The following is a 14,990-nucleotide window of genomic DNA, read 5'->3' on the forward strand; positions in this document are numbered from 1 at the left end:
TTTATATTACCTTGAAAAAACCATCAATCCCAAAAGGAACCAGAGATTTTTCACCCGCCGAAGTAACGAGACGTCATTATATTATGGACATCATTAAAAGTTGCTTTACAAATTATGGTTTCCAGCCCATTGAAACTCCAAGTTTTGAAAACAGCGAAACCCTCATGGGGAAATACGGCGAAGAAGGTGATAGATTGATTTTTAAGATTTTAAATAGCGGTGATTTTCTCAGGAAAGTTAATGATGTTATGATGACTGAAAAAGACAGTATAAAAATAACTTCAAAAATTTCAGAAAAAGCACTTCGTTATGATTTAACGGTGCCGTTTGCTCGTTATGTGGTACAACATCAAAACGACATTACATTTCCGTTTAAAAGATACCAAATTCAACCCGTGTGGCGTGCTGACCGTCCACAAAAAGGGAGGTTTAGAGAGTTCTTCCAGTGCGATGCAGATGTTGTAGGAAGTAAATCATTATGGCAAGAAGTGGAGCTAGTGCAATTATATGACGCTGTTTTTTCAAAACTAAAACTAAACGGGGCTACTATTAAAATGAACAACCGCAAAATCTTGAGCGGGATTGCAGAGGTAATAGGTGCTGAGGATAAATTAATTGATTTTACAGTAGCTTTAGATAAACTAGACAAGATAGGAGAAGACGGTGTAAAGAAGGAAATGCGCGAAAAAGGTATCTCTGAAAGCGCTATTGAAAAAGTACAGCCTTTGTTCTCTATGCAAGGGACTGCAAACGAGCAGTTAGAAAGCTTAAAAGACTTGTTGAGTGCTTCTCAAGTAGGAATGCAAGGAATTGAAGAACTCAGTTTTATAATTAACAAGGTTAGTCAATTAGGGTTAGAAACAGCAACATTAGCTATTGATGTAACTTTAGCTCGCGGACTTAATTATTATACAGGTGCTATATTTGAAGTCTCAGCTCCAGAAGGTGTTTCTATGGGAAGCATAGGTGGTGGAGGTCGTTATGACGATTTAACGGGCATCTTTGGGATGAAAGATGTGAGTGGTGTGGGTATTTCTTTTGGATTGGATAGAATTTATTTAGTACTAGAAGAACTTGATTTGTTTCCAAGTACAGTAACAGCAAATACAAAAGTGCTTTTTATTAATTTTGGTGAAGCCGAAAGTTTATACGCAATGAAAGCTATCAAACAACTTCGAGCAAAAGGAATCAATGCAGAGTTGTATCCAGATAATGCAAAGATGGGTAAACAAATGGGCTACGCAGATAAACGTGATATTCCATATACTATATTAGCTGGAGGAAATGAAATGGAAGCTGGTACTTACACTTTAAAAAATATGAAGAGTGGCGAGCAGGATACAGTTCAACTCAATGGTGTGATACAGATATTAAGTTAATACTCTTACTTCTTATTTTATAGTTTATAATCTTATACCAAAGCTTATTTTAACAAATGTGAATATTTGTAGGGGTACCAATTACATCTTCAGTTTTTATGTTTTTATTGAAATTTGATTAATTTTTAAAACTCCTTTATAATTGTAATTATATAAGGGCTGTAATAGGATGATTTCAAATTAATTTTAATGTAATTTTTTATAAAATCACTTTTTGATTGTATTTTTCTTGAATTACATGAATCAATAATTAACTACATTACGCTTAATTTAAAGTAGAACTCATACGTTAATAACACTTTTTGTACATAAAATTAGTATTTTTGAGATAAACCTTAATTAATAATTATTGTTTTAAGAATTAATTCTAGTTTTTATTTAAAATATTATTGTAAGAAATTTATTACATAAAGTAAATAATATCATAACTTTATGGTTTTTAAACCTATAAATTTATTTTATTATGAGAAAAGTATTTATCGCATGTGCAGTATTAGCATTTTTTGCAAGTTGTACACCAGAATCAACTTTAAATTTAAATGAGCAACAAACAGACAAAGACAAAAATTGCCCGCCAAATGACACAAATTGTAATGGTATTCCGGACAATAAAGAATAGTGGCGGAATATATTTTATAGTGGCTTTTTTAGGGCCATTCCTACATTTATTTGCAGGAACAAGTCAAGAGGGCGTATTACACTGGATGTGGATGTCCTCTTTTCTAGATTCATTAGGTTGGGCAATGCTACCTTTATTTATGGGATTAGGACTACTCACATTTTCTACAAGACTCCAAAGTGATAATCGTACAGTTCTTGGTTTAGTTTCAATGATCTCTGTGGCGATTGGATGTTTCTATCTTGCTTATACGCTAATTTCAGTTAAAGATTTTACAAATTTCCAGTATTATGCCTTGCTTATATCCATAGCAATATTTTCTTCTATACTTGTATATTATATGCATAGAGCTGTAAAGAGTACAGAAGAACGCCTATTAAAGCTTATTGCATCTTTATCTTCTAAAGAGGATGAGTTAGCGTATGAAGAACACATGGAAGATCTTACTGCAGCACTAAAAAATGGAAATGATTAAAAGTTACTGTTTAGTATAACCTTAAATCATTTAAACTTATTTAAATTATTTAGACAAAAAAACTCCCATCTTATTAATAAGATGGGAGTTAAACTTTGTAGCGAAGAGCAGACTTGAACTGCCGACCTCTGGGTTATGAATCCAGTGCTCTAACCAACTGAGCTACCTCGCCATGAAATTTTAATTATTCCTAATGAAAAATAATTTTCTATAGGCGGCTGCAAAGATAAAAACAAAATAGAGTGGTACAAACTTTAGGTTGTTTTTTATTGTAATCTTTTTTGTTTAAAATTTCCGAAGAAATAAAACGTACCTTTGTCGCTCATAAAGAAATGACGCCAAAACTTATGGGTTGTTGTTTCTCAACAATTACTTATGTCATTTAAAAAACTTGGGCTATCTGATGCCCTGCTAAAAGCAATTAGCAAAAAAGGATACACTACACCTAGTCCCATTCAAGAAAAAGCAATCCCAAAAATACTCGAAGGTCGTGACGTTTTAGCATCGGCACAGACGGGTACGGGGAAAACTGCGGGTTTTACTTTACCTATGTTAGAGAAGATGATTGTTTCCCCTTCGTTGCATAAAAGACCCATACGAGCTTTAATATTAACACCTACGCGTGAGCTTGCTGCACAAATATTAGATGATGTGAAAGCATATTCTCAATTTATTGATATTCGTTCTATGGTAATTTTTGGAGGTGTGAATGCAAATCCACAAATACGTACTTTAAAACAAGGTGTGGATGTACTTGTTGCAACACCAGGAAGGTTGTTAGATTTACATAATCAAGGATATATTTCGTTCTCTAAGACAGAGTTTTTAGTACTTGATGAAGCAGATAGAATGCTAGATATGGGATTTTTGCGCGATATTAAAAAGGTACTTGCGTTACTCCCACAGAAAAGACAAAACTTATTATTTTCAGCTACATTTTCTAAGGATATTAAAAAATTAGCAGGTAGTTTTCTTAATAATCCAGTATTAGTGGAAGCTACTCCAGAAAATACAACGGCAGAAAAAGTTAACCAAACTATCTATCGCACAAACAAAGGAGCAAAGACAGAGCTCGTTATCAAGTTAATTACTGAAGGTAACTGGGAACAAGTACTCATATTTACAAGAACAAAACACGGTGCTAATAAGCTATCGCAAAAGCTTGAGAAGGCTAAGATATCTTCTGCAGCAATACATGGTAATAAGAGCCAAGGAGCACGTACTAAAGCATTAGCAGGTTTTAAAAGTGGTAAAGTACGAGTGTTAGTAGCAACAGATATTGCTGCTCGTGGTCTTGATATTCCGTTATTGCCCTATGTTATCAATTATGAACTTCCCAATATCCCTGAAGATTATGTGCACCGCATAGGTCGTACAGGAAGGGCAGGAGCTAGTGGAGATGCCATCTCTATAGTGAGTGTTGATGAGTTTGAATATGTGAGAGGTATTGAAAAATTACTCGGTTCAAAACTTGACAGTATCATTCTAGAGGGCTTTGAGCCTACAGATAATCTGCAAGATATTTTAGACAAAAAAGCCGCTAATAAAGCTGCGCATAAGCGTAACAATCCACGTAATCGAAACGCTGGCGGGAAAGGAAAAAATAACAGTAATTCAAATTCTGGAAATCGAAATAGAGAGCGTGGTCGAGGAAATCGATAGAAATTTATTCTCTTCGGAAATGTAACTTAAATTAAATAGTTAGTTTTTAATTTTAAATAATCATCAAAAGTCTTATTAAACTAAATATTATGGTTGTTTTAAATTTCCGAAGGTAAGCAAGTGTTTATACTACATAAATTATTACTGTTTCCTGTCTTTTTTCCTACAAACAAAAAATCATCACCTTTCTTTTAAATTTTGATTGAAATATCTATATTGAGCATCTAACAAATAACTATGGAAGACAAGGTTAAATACGAAATGGAAATACCTATCCAGGTGTCACCAGAATTGCTATATACTTACATTTCAACACCTTCAGGGCTGTCTGAATGGTATGCAGATAATGTAAACTCACGTGGCGAATTCTTCACCTTTATCTGGGATGGAAGTGAAGAAAAAGCGATTTTGCTTGGTAAAAAAAGTAATGAGCGCATCAAATTTAGATGGATGGTTGATGAGGATACAGATTATTATTTTGAGTTACGTATTCAAGTTGATGGTATTACAAGAGATGTATCTTTAATGATTACTGACTATGCAGAAGAAGATGAAGTAGATGAAGGTAAAATGTTATGGGAAAATATGGTTAGTGAATTAAAACAAATATTAGGCTCGTCCTAGTCTAGACAATATCAATTATATTTGCACCGCTTTGAACTTACTTCAAAGCGGTTTTTTTATGGTAAATAATAACGGTACGTTAATCGCTTCAAATAAAGCAATAAGTAGTATAAATAATAGAGGTTTAAATTATGGCGATGCTGTATTTGAAACGCTTCGGGTTTCAGGTGGTAAAGTACTTTTTTGGGAAGATCATTACTTTAGATTAATGGCTTCAATGCGTATTTTAAGGATGGAAATCCCTATGAATTTTACTCAAGAATATCTAGAAGAGCAAGTGTTTGCTACTATTAATGCTCAAGAAAATGATAGTAAAACTTTTAGAGCTAAAATTTTAGTATGGAGAAAAGAAGGTGGATTGTACACTCCAGCAACTAATGACATTGAATGGGCTATAACTTGCTCAGCGTTAACCCAACCTTTTTACACAAGTAATGATGGGCATTATGAGGTAGAGTTATTTAAGGATCATTATATAACTTCGGGGTTATTAAGTACCTTAAAGACAAATAATAAAATAATTAATGTTTTGGGTAGTATTTTTGCTAAGGAGAATGACTATCAAAACTGTTTGTTGATTAATGAAAAAAAGCAAATAGTAGAAACACTTAATGGCAATTTATTTCTAGTTAAAGGAAAAACAATTAAAACACCTCCATTAGCAGATGGTTGTCTTAAAGGTATTCTTCGAAAACAACTAATTGCTATATGCGAAAAGCTTGATGATTTTACGTTTGTTGAAGCAAGTATTTCTCCTTTCGAATTACAAAAAGCAGACGAGCTATTTACTACAAATGTTATTACTGGAATTCAATCAATTACAAAATATCGTAAAAAAGAATTTAGCAACAGCGTAGCTAAACAGTTGCTTGGAAAATTAAATTTAAAAGCTAGATTAGGGTAAAAGCTAATTATAACTTGGATTTTCTGGAGCATTGCTCCAGAGCATATAATCACCTCCAAATTCTAACATTTTCTCTTTCCAGAAGTCTTCGTTGAGTTTACCAATTATTTTGTTTTCGTACACATTAAGTGCAACCACCCAACTATTTACTTTTAACTCTTGCTCTAATTGTTCAATAGCCCAACCAGAATATCCTAAGAAAAAGCGTATTTGAGTTTCATTCAGCTCATCATTAATTAAAAGTTGTGTGATAGTATTGAAGTCACCTCCCCAATAAATACCATTGCTAATCTCAATACTACCAGGAATAAGTTCAGGTATAGTATGAATAAAATAAAGATTGTCTTGTTCTACTGGACCGCCATTATATACCGGTAAATTTGAATTTACTTCAGGAATAAAATCTTTAAGCGTGTAACCCAATGGTTTGTTGAGGATAAATCCTACAGAGCCATTTTCATTGTTATATTCTGCTAATAAAACAACAGACCGATTAAACGAAACATCCCCAATTATGGAAGGTTCGGCAACAAGAAGGCGTCCTTTTGCTGGTTTGATCGTTGTCATTGTGTTAGTTTAGTTGATTAAATCTAGTTAAATTTTTAGTAACAACCAACACATTTTCTTTATTCCATAAATTTATACACATAAAAAAAGCGCTCAACATTTGATAAACATCAAATAATAAGCGCTTTAAGTTGGTTAAGCAATGCTTAGTTTACAGAACTCTGTAAATCTGAACCTGCTTTAAACTTCACTACGTTTTTAGCAGCAATTTTGATAGTTTTTCCAGTTTGTGGGTTTCTTCCTTCTCTTGCAGCTCTTTTAGAAACTGACCAAGATCCAAAACCTACTAAAGAAACTCTGTTTCCTTTTTTCAATGATCCTTGTACGTTACCCAAGAAAGATTCTAATGCTTTTTTAGCTGCTGCTTTCGTTACTCCAGCATCTTCTGCCATTGCGTCGATTAAATCTGATTTGTTCATAGTGTTTGTTTAAATTAAAAAATTTGATTAATTGCTTTACAAATTTAAACGGATAATCAACACAGCCAAGGAATGACGGGCGAAAACCCCGTTTTTGTTGATAACTACGGCGTATTGTTAATAATCACACGTTAAAATTAACGAATTTTAACGAAATCAATGAGAATGAGGGTTCGCAAACATTTTACAACTTACATCAAATGAATAACCATTTAATAAATCTTTCGTCTTCATTCTACGTTTTCCAGGCAATTGGATTTCAAGTATTTCAAGAACTTCTTTTGTAAGTTTTACAAAAAGTCTTTTTCCTTTTACAAATACATCACCTGTTACTTTTTCTTCGGAAATATTAATGTCTGAAAAAATTTCTTCAGTATTTAAAATTTCAGCAACATTAAAAATTTTCACCTTTTGCTTATCCTCACCTTGAATTAAATAACTCCAAGCGCCAGGATAAGGGTTTAATCCTCTCACAAAAGCATCAATTGTTTCCATCGAAGCATTCCAATCAATATAGGTATTTTCTGGAGTCAACTTAGGCGCCTCTTTTAAATCAAGAGTTTCTCCTGAAACATTCTTAGGTTGTGGAATTGTTGTTACATCACCCTTTGCGATCGCCTTAACTGTTTTAACAACAAGATTACTCCCCACTTCCATCAATGTGTCGTGTAATGTGCCTACTGTCTCGTCTCTATTTATTTGAACTTCATCTTTTAAAATTATTTCACCAGTATCAATTTTCTCATCGATAAAAAATGTAGTAACTCCAGTTTTTGACTCCTTATTAATGATAGCCCAATTTATAGGTGCTGCACCACGATATTGTGGTAGGAGGGATGCGTGTAAATTAAAGGTGCCGTACTCTGGCATAGCCCATACAACTTTTGGTAGCATTCTAAAGGCAACTACAATATGTAGATTTGCATTAAGTGCTTTTAGTTCGGTGAGAAAATCTTCGTTTTTTAAATTAGTAGGTTGTAAAACAGGTATGTCTTGTGATACCGCATATTCTTTCACGGCACTACCTGTTAATTTACGTCCGCGACCAGAAGGTCTATCTGGCGCAGTAATTACACCCACAATATTTTTACCTGCTTCTACTAGTGTGCTTAATACGCCTACAGCAAACTCTGGGGTTCCCATAAATACAATGCGTAAGTCTCTTTTCATATTTTTATTTTGTAAAATAATACTATCATAGTACTAAGTTGCTACTATAATTTATACTAAATAATACTCATTTTTAATCCCAATGTTAAGTTTTCCAGCATTAACTAATAATTGCAATACCTTTAAAATTTTTGGTTCGGCAAAAGTAAGTGTTTCAGTTAATTCTCTTGAAGTCATATGTGTCGTTTCAAGTTGCTGAAGTATTTTTTCTGAAATAAGTCTCATTTCAGCTTTGCTTACAAGTACAGTTTCACGAGCACAAACCGAACAAATGCCACAAGGATTCGCGGTAGTGTCGCCAAAATAGTTTGCAAGTTGTACGCTGCGGCAAATGGTGTCATTTTCAACATAGCCAATTAATTGTAGTACTTGCTGCTTTTTCTTATCATTATGACGATTGACTTCTTTAGCAATCCGGTTAATGGTTTTATCGTCTTCGCGAGGCAAAATGTAAGAGATAGATGCGTCTGTCGTGTGGATTTTTAAATCTACTATACCAGATTTCTCCATTTTTTTCAATGCAATTATAATTGTGTTTATAGATTGATTGGTTTTCTTTTTTATGAGTTGAAGGTCAATATTTGTTGTTGTTTCAAAAATACCGCCGTACAATCTTAAAATAGTTTTGCCGATGACCGCTTGTAATTGGTCTTCATTAAAATATTCTAGTGCTCTGTTTGAAGAAACTAGGAATTTTATTTTTGAAGTACGTCCAAATTGTTTTGACATTTGAATAATACCTAGCCTATCAAGTGTGTTTAATCCATTAAAAGTGCGTAAGGTATTTAATGAGTACGTTGTGCAATATTCTTTAAAGTCAAAAGAGTACTCTTCATTTAGCCCCTCTCCATATGGAATTTGAAGATGGCTACTTAATTTTCTATAAATTAATTTAAGCGCTTTTGCATCTGCTAATGAGTCTATAAATTGTTTTTTAACTATTTTTTTGTCGTAGTCATTATATAAAATAGTAGCTATTGCATATTCGCCATCACGTCCAGCACGCCCAGCTTCTTGGTAGTAGCTTTCAATACTCTCTGGCAATTGAATGTGGATAACATGACGAACGTGAGCTAAATCTATCCCCATCCCAAAAGCATTTGTTGCAACAATTGTGGGTGTTACACCATTTTTCCAAGCCTCAAGTTTAGTTGTTTTTTCTTCAGAGGAAATTCCACCGTGATAAAAGTCACTTTTTATGCCTATGCTGTTTAACTCTTTACTTGTTTCAATGGTGTTTTTTCGTGTTCGTACATACACTATTGCAGCACCTTTACTTCTTTTAAGTAATTGTTCTATTTTATATAATTTATCATCAACTTTATGAACTTGATAAGATAAATTTTCTCTAACAAAACTGTTCTTTACAATGTTAGGGAGTTCAAGTTTTAGCTCTTTTGTAAGATCCTGTAAAACTTCGGGTGTGGCTGTTGCGGTAAGGGCTATAAAAGGAACTAATGGGTGGATTTCGCGTAAGACAGTTATGTTTTTGTAAGCGGGCCTAAAATCGTTTCCCCACTGTGAGATGCAATGAGCTTCATCAATCGCAATGCAATTTACTGGCATACGTTTAATAGCACTTTGAACTACTTCTTGCTGTAATCTTTCAGGAGAGAGGTAAAGGAATTTAAAATTTCCGTAGCATGCATTATCGAGCAATATATTTAATTGCTGAAACGAGGTGCCACTTTTAATTTCCATTGCTTTAATACCCTTCTCATTGAGCGTATTTACTTGATCTGTCATTAAAGCAACCAAAGGCGAAATTACAATACAAATACCGTCATTAATTAGTGCAGGAATTTGAAAACAAACAGATTTTCCACCGCCTGTAGGTAACAATGCAACCGTGTCAATCCCGTTTAAAACTGAATTTATAATCTCCTCTTGTTTAGGTCTAAATGACGTGTAGCCCCAGTATTTTTCTAATATGTTTTGGGGCGTATTCAATTAATTTTGTTTAAGATAATTTAAAATAAATTGAGCTCTATTTTCAATAGTGTCAAACGGAACTTCTATAACATTATAACCGTACTTTTTATATCCATCTCGCAAATGATTTTGAATGGATTGAGCTTGCTCAAAGTTCTCATAACGCTCACTATCTTGGGTATAAATTTCTTTCCAAGCTGGCATAATAAAAACAATGTCATACTTATAATCAAAACAAGGTTGTTCAAATTGTGCAGTATATTCTGAGTTTACAAAATCCATATATGCTGTTACATCTGGCATGCCTCTGTCATAGAATAAATGAGATTGATTATAGTTTTCTCCTTCTTTAAATTGCTTGAGTCTGCCGTCTAATAATTTTTGACTAAAGAGTAATGGGTCTGTTAAAAAGAGTTGATCAATACCATCTTTACGAGCTTCATTTATTACGCTTCTCGAAATTTCTGGCATGCATGTATGTCCTAACATTTCAAGATGTTCAATGACAACAGTTTTGCCTGAGCCTGGACCTCCTGTTATGACAATTTTTTTTGGTTTCAATGTGATATATTGTTTCTAATATAGAATGCAAAGTTCGGGATTTTTAATGAGAAATTTTAAAGATGAAAGTAAGGTGGTTATGTTTTTAGAGTAATGAGCTATTTTTTCAAGCTAGCGGCTTCGATTTTAAATAAATTATTAAACAGTTGTAGAGATATTTGATGTTATATATTTCCGAAGCAAAAAAGTATCTTTGTATTAAAATTATTGAAGAAAATGGCAGAAGATAAAAAAACAGAAGAATTTTATACCAGATTAAAAGAACAGCTCCAAGGAGATACTGAATGGCCAGCACCTTATTTATATAAGTTTATTGTTCCAGCATCTAATGAAAAAATTGCTGAAATAGAACAAATTTTTGATGGCTTAAATGCTGAGATAAATACACGTGATTCCTCAAAAGGAACTTACACAAGCATATCTATAAGAGTAACAATGGTTTCGCCTGAGGCTGTTGTTGCAAAATATAAACAAGTTTCTGCCATTGAAGGTGTAATTTCTTTATAAAAAGTGGTATTTTGCAAGCATATACTTCAATATAGTACCCCCAATTTAAATTTAAAATTTTGATTACAGATATAGAATACAACACGGAGCGCCCGCATTTGATTATTCCAGAATATGGACGTCATATTCAAAAAATGGTTGATCATGCCATTGCTGAGGAAGACAAAGAAAAACGCAGTAAATTAGCAAAAAGTATAATCGCAGTAATGGGAAATATGAATCCTCATTTGCGTGATGTGGCAGATTTTCAACACAAGTTATGGGATCAATTGTTTATTATTTCAGATTTTAAACTTGATGTAGATTCTCCTTATGATAAGCCTACTCCTGAAGGATTAGCAGAGGCGCCAGAGCCATTAGCGTACCCTCAAAATTTTCCAAAATACAGATTTTACGGTAATAACATTAAGCGTATGATTGATGTTGCTAATAGTTGGGAAGAAGGAGATATGAAAGAAGGTCTTGTTTTGACAATTGCAAATCATATGAAGAAATGTTTCTTAAACTGGAACAAAGATACAGTGGGCGATGATGTTATTTTTAAGCATTTGTATGAATTAAGCGAAGGAAAACTCGATCTTCGTGAGAGTGATGAGGACTTGCGTAATGCTAGCAGCTTAATGAAAAATAAAAAACGCTTCAATAGTACAAAGAGTACTAGCAATGGAGGTAGTAAAAAAAACTATAAAAGCAATAATAATAGAGGCCGTAAGCGCTACTAAAATTTCTTATCAAGATTTATGGGAACTTTTCAAATTGAAGGTGGTCACCGATTAAAAGGTGAAATACACCCGCAAGGAGCTAAAAATGAAGCCTTGCAAATTTTATGCGCAGTACTTTTGACTGCAGAAGAAGTAATCATTGAAAACATTCCAGACATTGTAGATGTCAATAAATTAATAGGTATTCTTGGGAATCTTGGTGTTAAAATTCAAAAATTAGGAAAAGGTAAATTTGCTTTTAAGTCTGATGATATTAATTTAGACTATTTAGAAAGTGAATTATTTAAAAAAGAAGGAAGTTCACTTCGTGGTTCTATTATGATTGTTGGGCCTTTATTGGCACGTTTTGGAAAAGGATATATTCCTCGTCCAGGCGGAGATAAAATAGGTCGTCGTCGTTTAGATACGCATTTTGAAGGTTTTATTAACCTTGGCGCAAAATTTAGATACAATAAAGAAGAGCGATTTTATGGTGTTGAAGCTCCAAAAGGTTTAAAAGGAACTTATATGTTGCTTGACCAAGCTTCGGTTACTGGGACGGCAAATATTGTAATGGCGGCTGTTCTTGCAAAAGGAACAACGACTATTTATAATGCAGCTTGTGAGCCTTATTTGCAACAACTTTGTAAGATGTTGAACTCTATGGGGGCAGACATTAAAGGAGTGGGGTCAAATATGCTCATTATTGATGGGGTAAAAACACTTGGTGGTTGTACGCATAGAGTCCTGCCAGATATGATTGAGATAGGAAGCTGGATTGGACTCGCAGCAATGACGCGTAGCGAAATTACTATCAAAAATGTTAGCTGGGAAAACTTGGGATTGATTCCTAATACATTTAGAAAATTAGGGATTACATTAGAGAAAAAGGGCGATGATATTTATATTCCTGCCCAAGAGAACTACGAAATTCAAGGGTATATTGATGGTTCAACATTAACTGTTGCAGATGCACCTTGGCCAGGATTTACACCAGATTTGTTAAGTATTGTTCTAGTAGTTTGTACACAAGCAAAAGGAAGTGTTTTAATACACCAAAAAATGTTTGAAAGCAGACTTTTCTTTGTTGATAAGTTGATAGATATGGGAGCACGTATTATATTATGTGACCCACATAGAGCTACTGTTATAGGTCATGATTTTCAGTCTATGTTAAAAGCCACAACGATGGTTTCTCCAGATATTAGAGCAGGTATTTCACTTTTAATTGCTGCATTATCTGCAAAAGGAACTAGTGTAATACATAACATTGAGCAAATTGATCGTGGATATGAAAATATAGATGAAAGGTTGAGAGCCATTGGAGCGAAGATTACTAGAATGGAATAAAATACCGTTAACGCTAAAAAATCATTTGCTTTTAAATTATATAACGAGAATAGATAATAAAAAACCCGAAACATTTTATGTTTCGGGTTTTTTAATTTGTTTGATGCCTATATTATCTATTCTTATTAATTTCATCTTGAAGCTTACGTCTTGTTTGTTGTAATTCTTCTAATTTTTTTTGGCGATATTCTTCAAATTCGGCTTCTGTTTCTGCTAATTTTGATTTTGATTCCTTAGTTACTGCATTACTATTTTTAAATCGTAAGATAAAAATAATTAACCCTAAAAGTAAGACACCTGCAATGGACCACATAATTGTATTATAAGTGGTTTTTGACATTAAAATACCAAAAAGCTCAATACCGTCCTCTTTTTCTCTTGACTCCGTAAGATTGCCGTCAGTAGTTTTTAATGTACTCTTTAATGTTGATATTTCAGATTCTTGTTGACCAATAGTAATATCCTTTTCTGAAATTGATTTCTCTAAATTGGCAATGCTGTCTAAAATGTTGCTTTTTAAGCGTGTAAGCTTTTCAACTTTTACAACTTCGTAGCTTTGTCCACGATCATCTCTATAATTGTTTGATCCTTCAAAAATTTCTGTAAATTGATTTTCTACAGTATTTATTTGATTTTCAGTAGTTTCATTTGATTGTGCATTCAGTAAAACTGAAATGAATAATAGGGGAGTAAGTGCTGCTATTTTAAAATTCATGATGTTAAATTGGTTTGTGCAAATATAACTTTATGAATAAAGAAAAATTGTAGAAAAGGGGTGATAATTTATTTAAGATACCGCAGCTTTATAGATTTTTAGACAACGTTCACGAGCTTCTTTGTGGTCTACCATCATTTCTGGGTAGTCTTTTGTTCCAAATTCTGGAACCCATTTTTTTATGTATTTATGGTCCTTGTCAAATTTATCAACTTGAGTTATAGGATTGAATATTCTAAAATAAGGTGCAGCATCAACACCACTTCCTGCAGCCCATTGCCAATTACCAACATTGCTCGACTGTTCATAATCTAATAGTTTTTCTGCAAAATATGTTTCTCCCCAACGCCAGTCAATTAATAAATGTTTACATAAAAAACTAGCAACAAGCATGCGCACTCTATTATGCATATATCCTGTTTTATTTAATTGCCGCATCCCAGCATCAACAAGCGCATAACCAGTTGTTCCTGTTTTCCATTTTTCAAATTCATCTTCATTATTACGCCAATCTATACGGTCATATTTGCTACGGAAGGACTTTTCTTGTGTTTTAGGAAAATGCCAAAGAATTTGCATAAAAAATTCTCTCCATATTAATTCATTCCAAAATACTTCATTCTTTTCTGCAATTGCTTTCTTCATCATCTTCCTAACACTTACGGTTCCAAAACGCAAATGAGGTCCTAAATGTGAGGTGCCATCTTGTGCTGGAAAATTTCGTGTTTTCTCGTATTCTTGAATCAATGTGGGCGTAACTTCATAATCAGGCACCTTGATTGGAGAATGTTCAAAATTTATGTCGCTTAAACTAAGATTAGGTAGACGAGTATTTTGGTATAAATTACCTAAGTGTTGACTCGTATAGTAAATTTTTAAATCTTTGTCTGCGTCAAACTTACCTTTCCATTTGTTTTTAAAAGGTGTGTACACTACATAAGGATCTCCATCATCTTTTACTACTTCATCTTTTTCAAAAATAACTTGGTCTTTGTAGGTATAGAATCCTATAGTCTCATCATCTTCTCCTATTCTTACCGAATTTAAATATTCTTGAATTTCAGTATCTCTGTCTTGCGCATATACTTCGTAATCCCTATTTGTTATTACATTTTGCACATCAAAATCTTCGATAAGTTGTTTATAAATATCTAATGGTTTTCCATGATACATTGCAAGACTACTTCCTTGTTTTTGAAGCTCATTGCGCATTTTTTGTAATGTATCAAAGATGAATGTTACACGTGCATCATTTTTGGGTAGTTTGTCTAAAATTTCAGAATCAAATATAAAAATTGGGATAACTGGGAATTTTCCGTGAAGAGCTTTGTAAAACCCTATGTTGTCATCTAAACGCAAGTCTCTACGAAACCAAAAAATATTTACTTTTTTTGACATAATTTTT

16 protein-coding genes and 1 tRNA gene are annotated in these 14,990 nt (G+C 33.3%); 9 read left to right on the forward strand and 8 right to left on the reverse strand.

Annotated features, from left to right (window positions below; translation table 11 throughout):
* Window positions 1-11 precede the first annotated feature (11 nt).
* The 3 genes from hisS (at window position 12) to GB234_RS07540 (ending at window position 2,473) form a co-directional block, all read left to right on the forward strand.
* Window positions 12-1,379, forward strand: coding sequence for a histidine--tRNA ligase (gene hisS / locus GB234_RS07535; protein ID WP_151893940.1), 1,368 nt, complete (start codon window positions 12-14; stop codon window positions 1,377-1,379).
* Window positions 1,380-1,842: 463 nt separating this feature from the next.
* Window positions 1,843-1,998: a putative periplasmic lipoprotein gene (locus GB234_RS15065; RefSeq protein ID WP_172966860.1), complete on the forward strand. Its 156-nt coding sequence runs from the start codon at window positions 1,843-1,845 to the stop codon at window positions 1,996-1,998.
* On the forward strand, window positions 1,958-2,473 hold the full coding sequence (locus GB234_RS07540; RefSeq protein ID WP_151893941.1) for a hypothetical protein: 516 nt from the start codon (window positions 1,958-1,960) through the stop codon (window positions 2,471-2,473). The genes GB234_RS15065 and GB234_RS07540 overlap by 41 nt, the downstream gene beginning before the upstream one ends.
* Window positions 2,474-2,571: 98 nt before the next feature.
* Here the strand turns inward: GB234_RS07540 and GB234_RS07545 are convergent.
* Window positions 2,572-2,645 (reverse strand) — tRNA-Met (locus GB234_RS07545).
* A gap of 203 nt (window positions 2,646-2,848) precedes the next feature.
* On the opposite strand from GB234_RS07545, the gene GB234_RS07550 reads away from it, so the two are divergent.
* The 3 genes from GB234_RS07550 (at window position 2,849) to GB234_RS07560 (ending at window position 5,663) form a co-directional block, all read left to right on the forward strand.
* Window positions 2,849-4,135, forward strand: a complete 1,287-nt coding sequence (locus tag GB234_RS07550; protein WP_151893942.1) for a DEAD/DEAH box helicase — start codon at window positions 2,849-2,851, stop codon at window positions 4,133-4,135.
* 237 nt (window positions 4,136-4,372) lie between these two features.
* Complete coding sequence (locus tag GB234_RS07555; protein WP_151893943.1) at window positions 4,373-4,759, forward strand: START-like domain-containing protein; 387 nt, start codon at window positions 4,373-4,375, stop codon at window positions 4,757-4,759.
* 58 nt (window positions 4,760-4,817) lie between these two features.
* Entirely contained in the window at window positions 4,818-5,663 is an 846-nt protein-coding gene (locus tag GB234_RS07560; RefSeq protein ID WP_151893944.1) for an aminotransferase class IV, read from the forward strand.
* 3 nt (window positions 5,664-5,666) lie between these two features.
* On the opposite strand, the gene GB234_RS07565 is transcribed toward GB234_RS07560, so the two are convergent.
* The 5 genes from GB234_RS07565 to GB234_RS07585 all read right to left on the reverse strand — a co-directional run bounded on the left by GB234_RS07565 (window position 5,667) and on the right by GB234_RS07585 (window position 10,312).
* A complete protein-coding gene (locus tag GB234_RS07565) occupies window positions 5,667-6,230 on the reverse strand; it encodes a YqgE/AlgH family protein (RefSeq protein WP_151893945.1) in 564 nt (187 codons plus the stop codon).
* Between the two features lie 146 nt (window positions 6,231-6,376).
* Window positions 6,377-6,649, reverse strand: coding sequence for an HU family DNA-binding protein (locus GB234_RS07570; protein WP_151673570.1), 273 nt, complete (start codon window positions 6,647-6,649; stop codon window positions 6,377-6,379).
* 156 nt (window positions 6,650-6,805) lie between these two features.
* Complete coding sequence (gene fmt, locus GB234_RS07575; protein ID WP_151893946.1) at window positions 6,806-7,819, reverse strand: methionyl-tRNA formyltransferase; 1,014 nt, start codon at window positions 7,817-7,819, stop codon at window positions 6,806-6,808.
* Window positions 7,820-7,870: 51 nt separating this feature from the next.
* Complete coding sequence (locus GB234_RS07580; protein WP_151893947.1) at window positions 7,871-9,769, reverse strand: RecQ family ATP-dependent DNA helicase; 1,899 nt, start codon at window positions 9,767-9,769, stop codon at window positions 7,871-7,873.
* Window positions 9,770-10,312 carry an AAA family ATPase gene (locus tag GB234_RS07585; RefSeq protein WP_151893948.1) on the reverse strand — a complete coding sequence of 181 codons (543 nt, stop codon included), beginning with the start codon at window positions 10,310-10,312 and terminating at the stop codon, window positions 9,770-9,772. It abuts the gene before it with no gap.
* A gap of 216 nt (window positions 10,313-10,528) precedes the next feature.
* Between GB234_RS07585 and GB234_RS07590 the strand changes: the two genes are divergently transcribed.
* From GB234_RS07590 to murA, 3 genes are read left to right on the forward strand one after another with little or no spacing between them, the layout of a single operon-like run.
* On the forward strand, window positions 10,529-10,819 hold the full coding sequence (locus GB234_RS07590; protein WP_151893949.1) for a DUF493 family protein: 291 nt from the start codon (window positions 10,529-10,531) through the stop codon (window positions 10,817-10,819).
* A 59-nt stretch (window positions 10,820-10,878) separates the two neighbouring features.
* Window positions 10,879-11,541, forward strand: coding sequence for a DUF4290 domain-containing protein (locus GB234_RS07595; protein WP_151893950.1), 663 nt, complete (start codon window positions 10,879-10,881; stop codon window positions 11,539-11,541).
* An 18-nt stretch (window positions 11,542-11,559) separates the two neighbouring features.
* Complete coding sequence (gene murA / locus GB234_RS07600; protein WP_151893951.1) at window positions 11,560-12,870, forward strand: UDP-N-acetylglucosamine 1-carboxyvinyltransferase; 1,311 nt, start codon at window positions 11,560-11,562, stop codon at window positions 12,868-12,870.
* A 112-nt stretch (window positions 12,871-12,982) separates the two neighbouring features.
* Here murA and GB234_RS07605 read toward each other — a convergent pair whose 3' ends face one another.
* Together GB234_RS07605 and GB234_RS07610 are read right to left on the reverse strand one after the other, a co-directional pair.
* The gene (locus GB234_RS07605; protein WP_151893952.1) at window positions 12,983-13,585 is read right to left on the reverse strand and encodes a tRNA (guanine-N1)-methyltransferase; all 603 of its coding nucleotides are present in this window, start codon (window positions 13,583-13,585) and stop codon (window positions 12,983-12,985) included.
* Window positions 13,586-13,657: 72 nt separating this feature from the next.
* Window positions 13,658-14,983, reverse strand: coding sequence for a cryptochrome/photolyase family protein (locus GB234_RS07610; protein WP_151893953.1), 1,326 nt, complete (start codon window positions 14,981-14,983; stop codon window positions 13,658-13,660).
* Window positions 14,984-14,990 lie beyond the last annotated feature (7 nt).

The sequence above is a fragment of the Patiriisocius marinistellae genome (assembly GCF_009014635.1).
In the GTDB taxonomy this organism is placed as follows: Bacteria; Bacteroidota; Bacteroidia; order Flavobacteriales; family Flavobacteriaceae; genus Patiriisocius; species Patiriisocius marinistellae.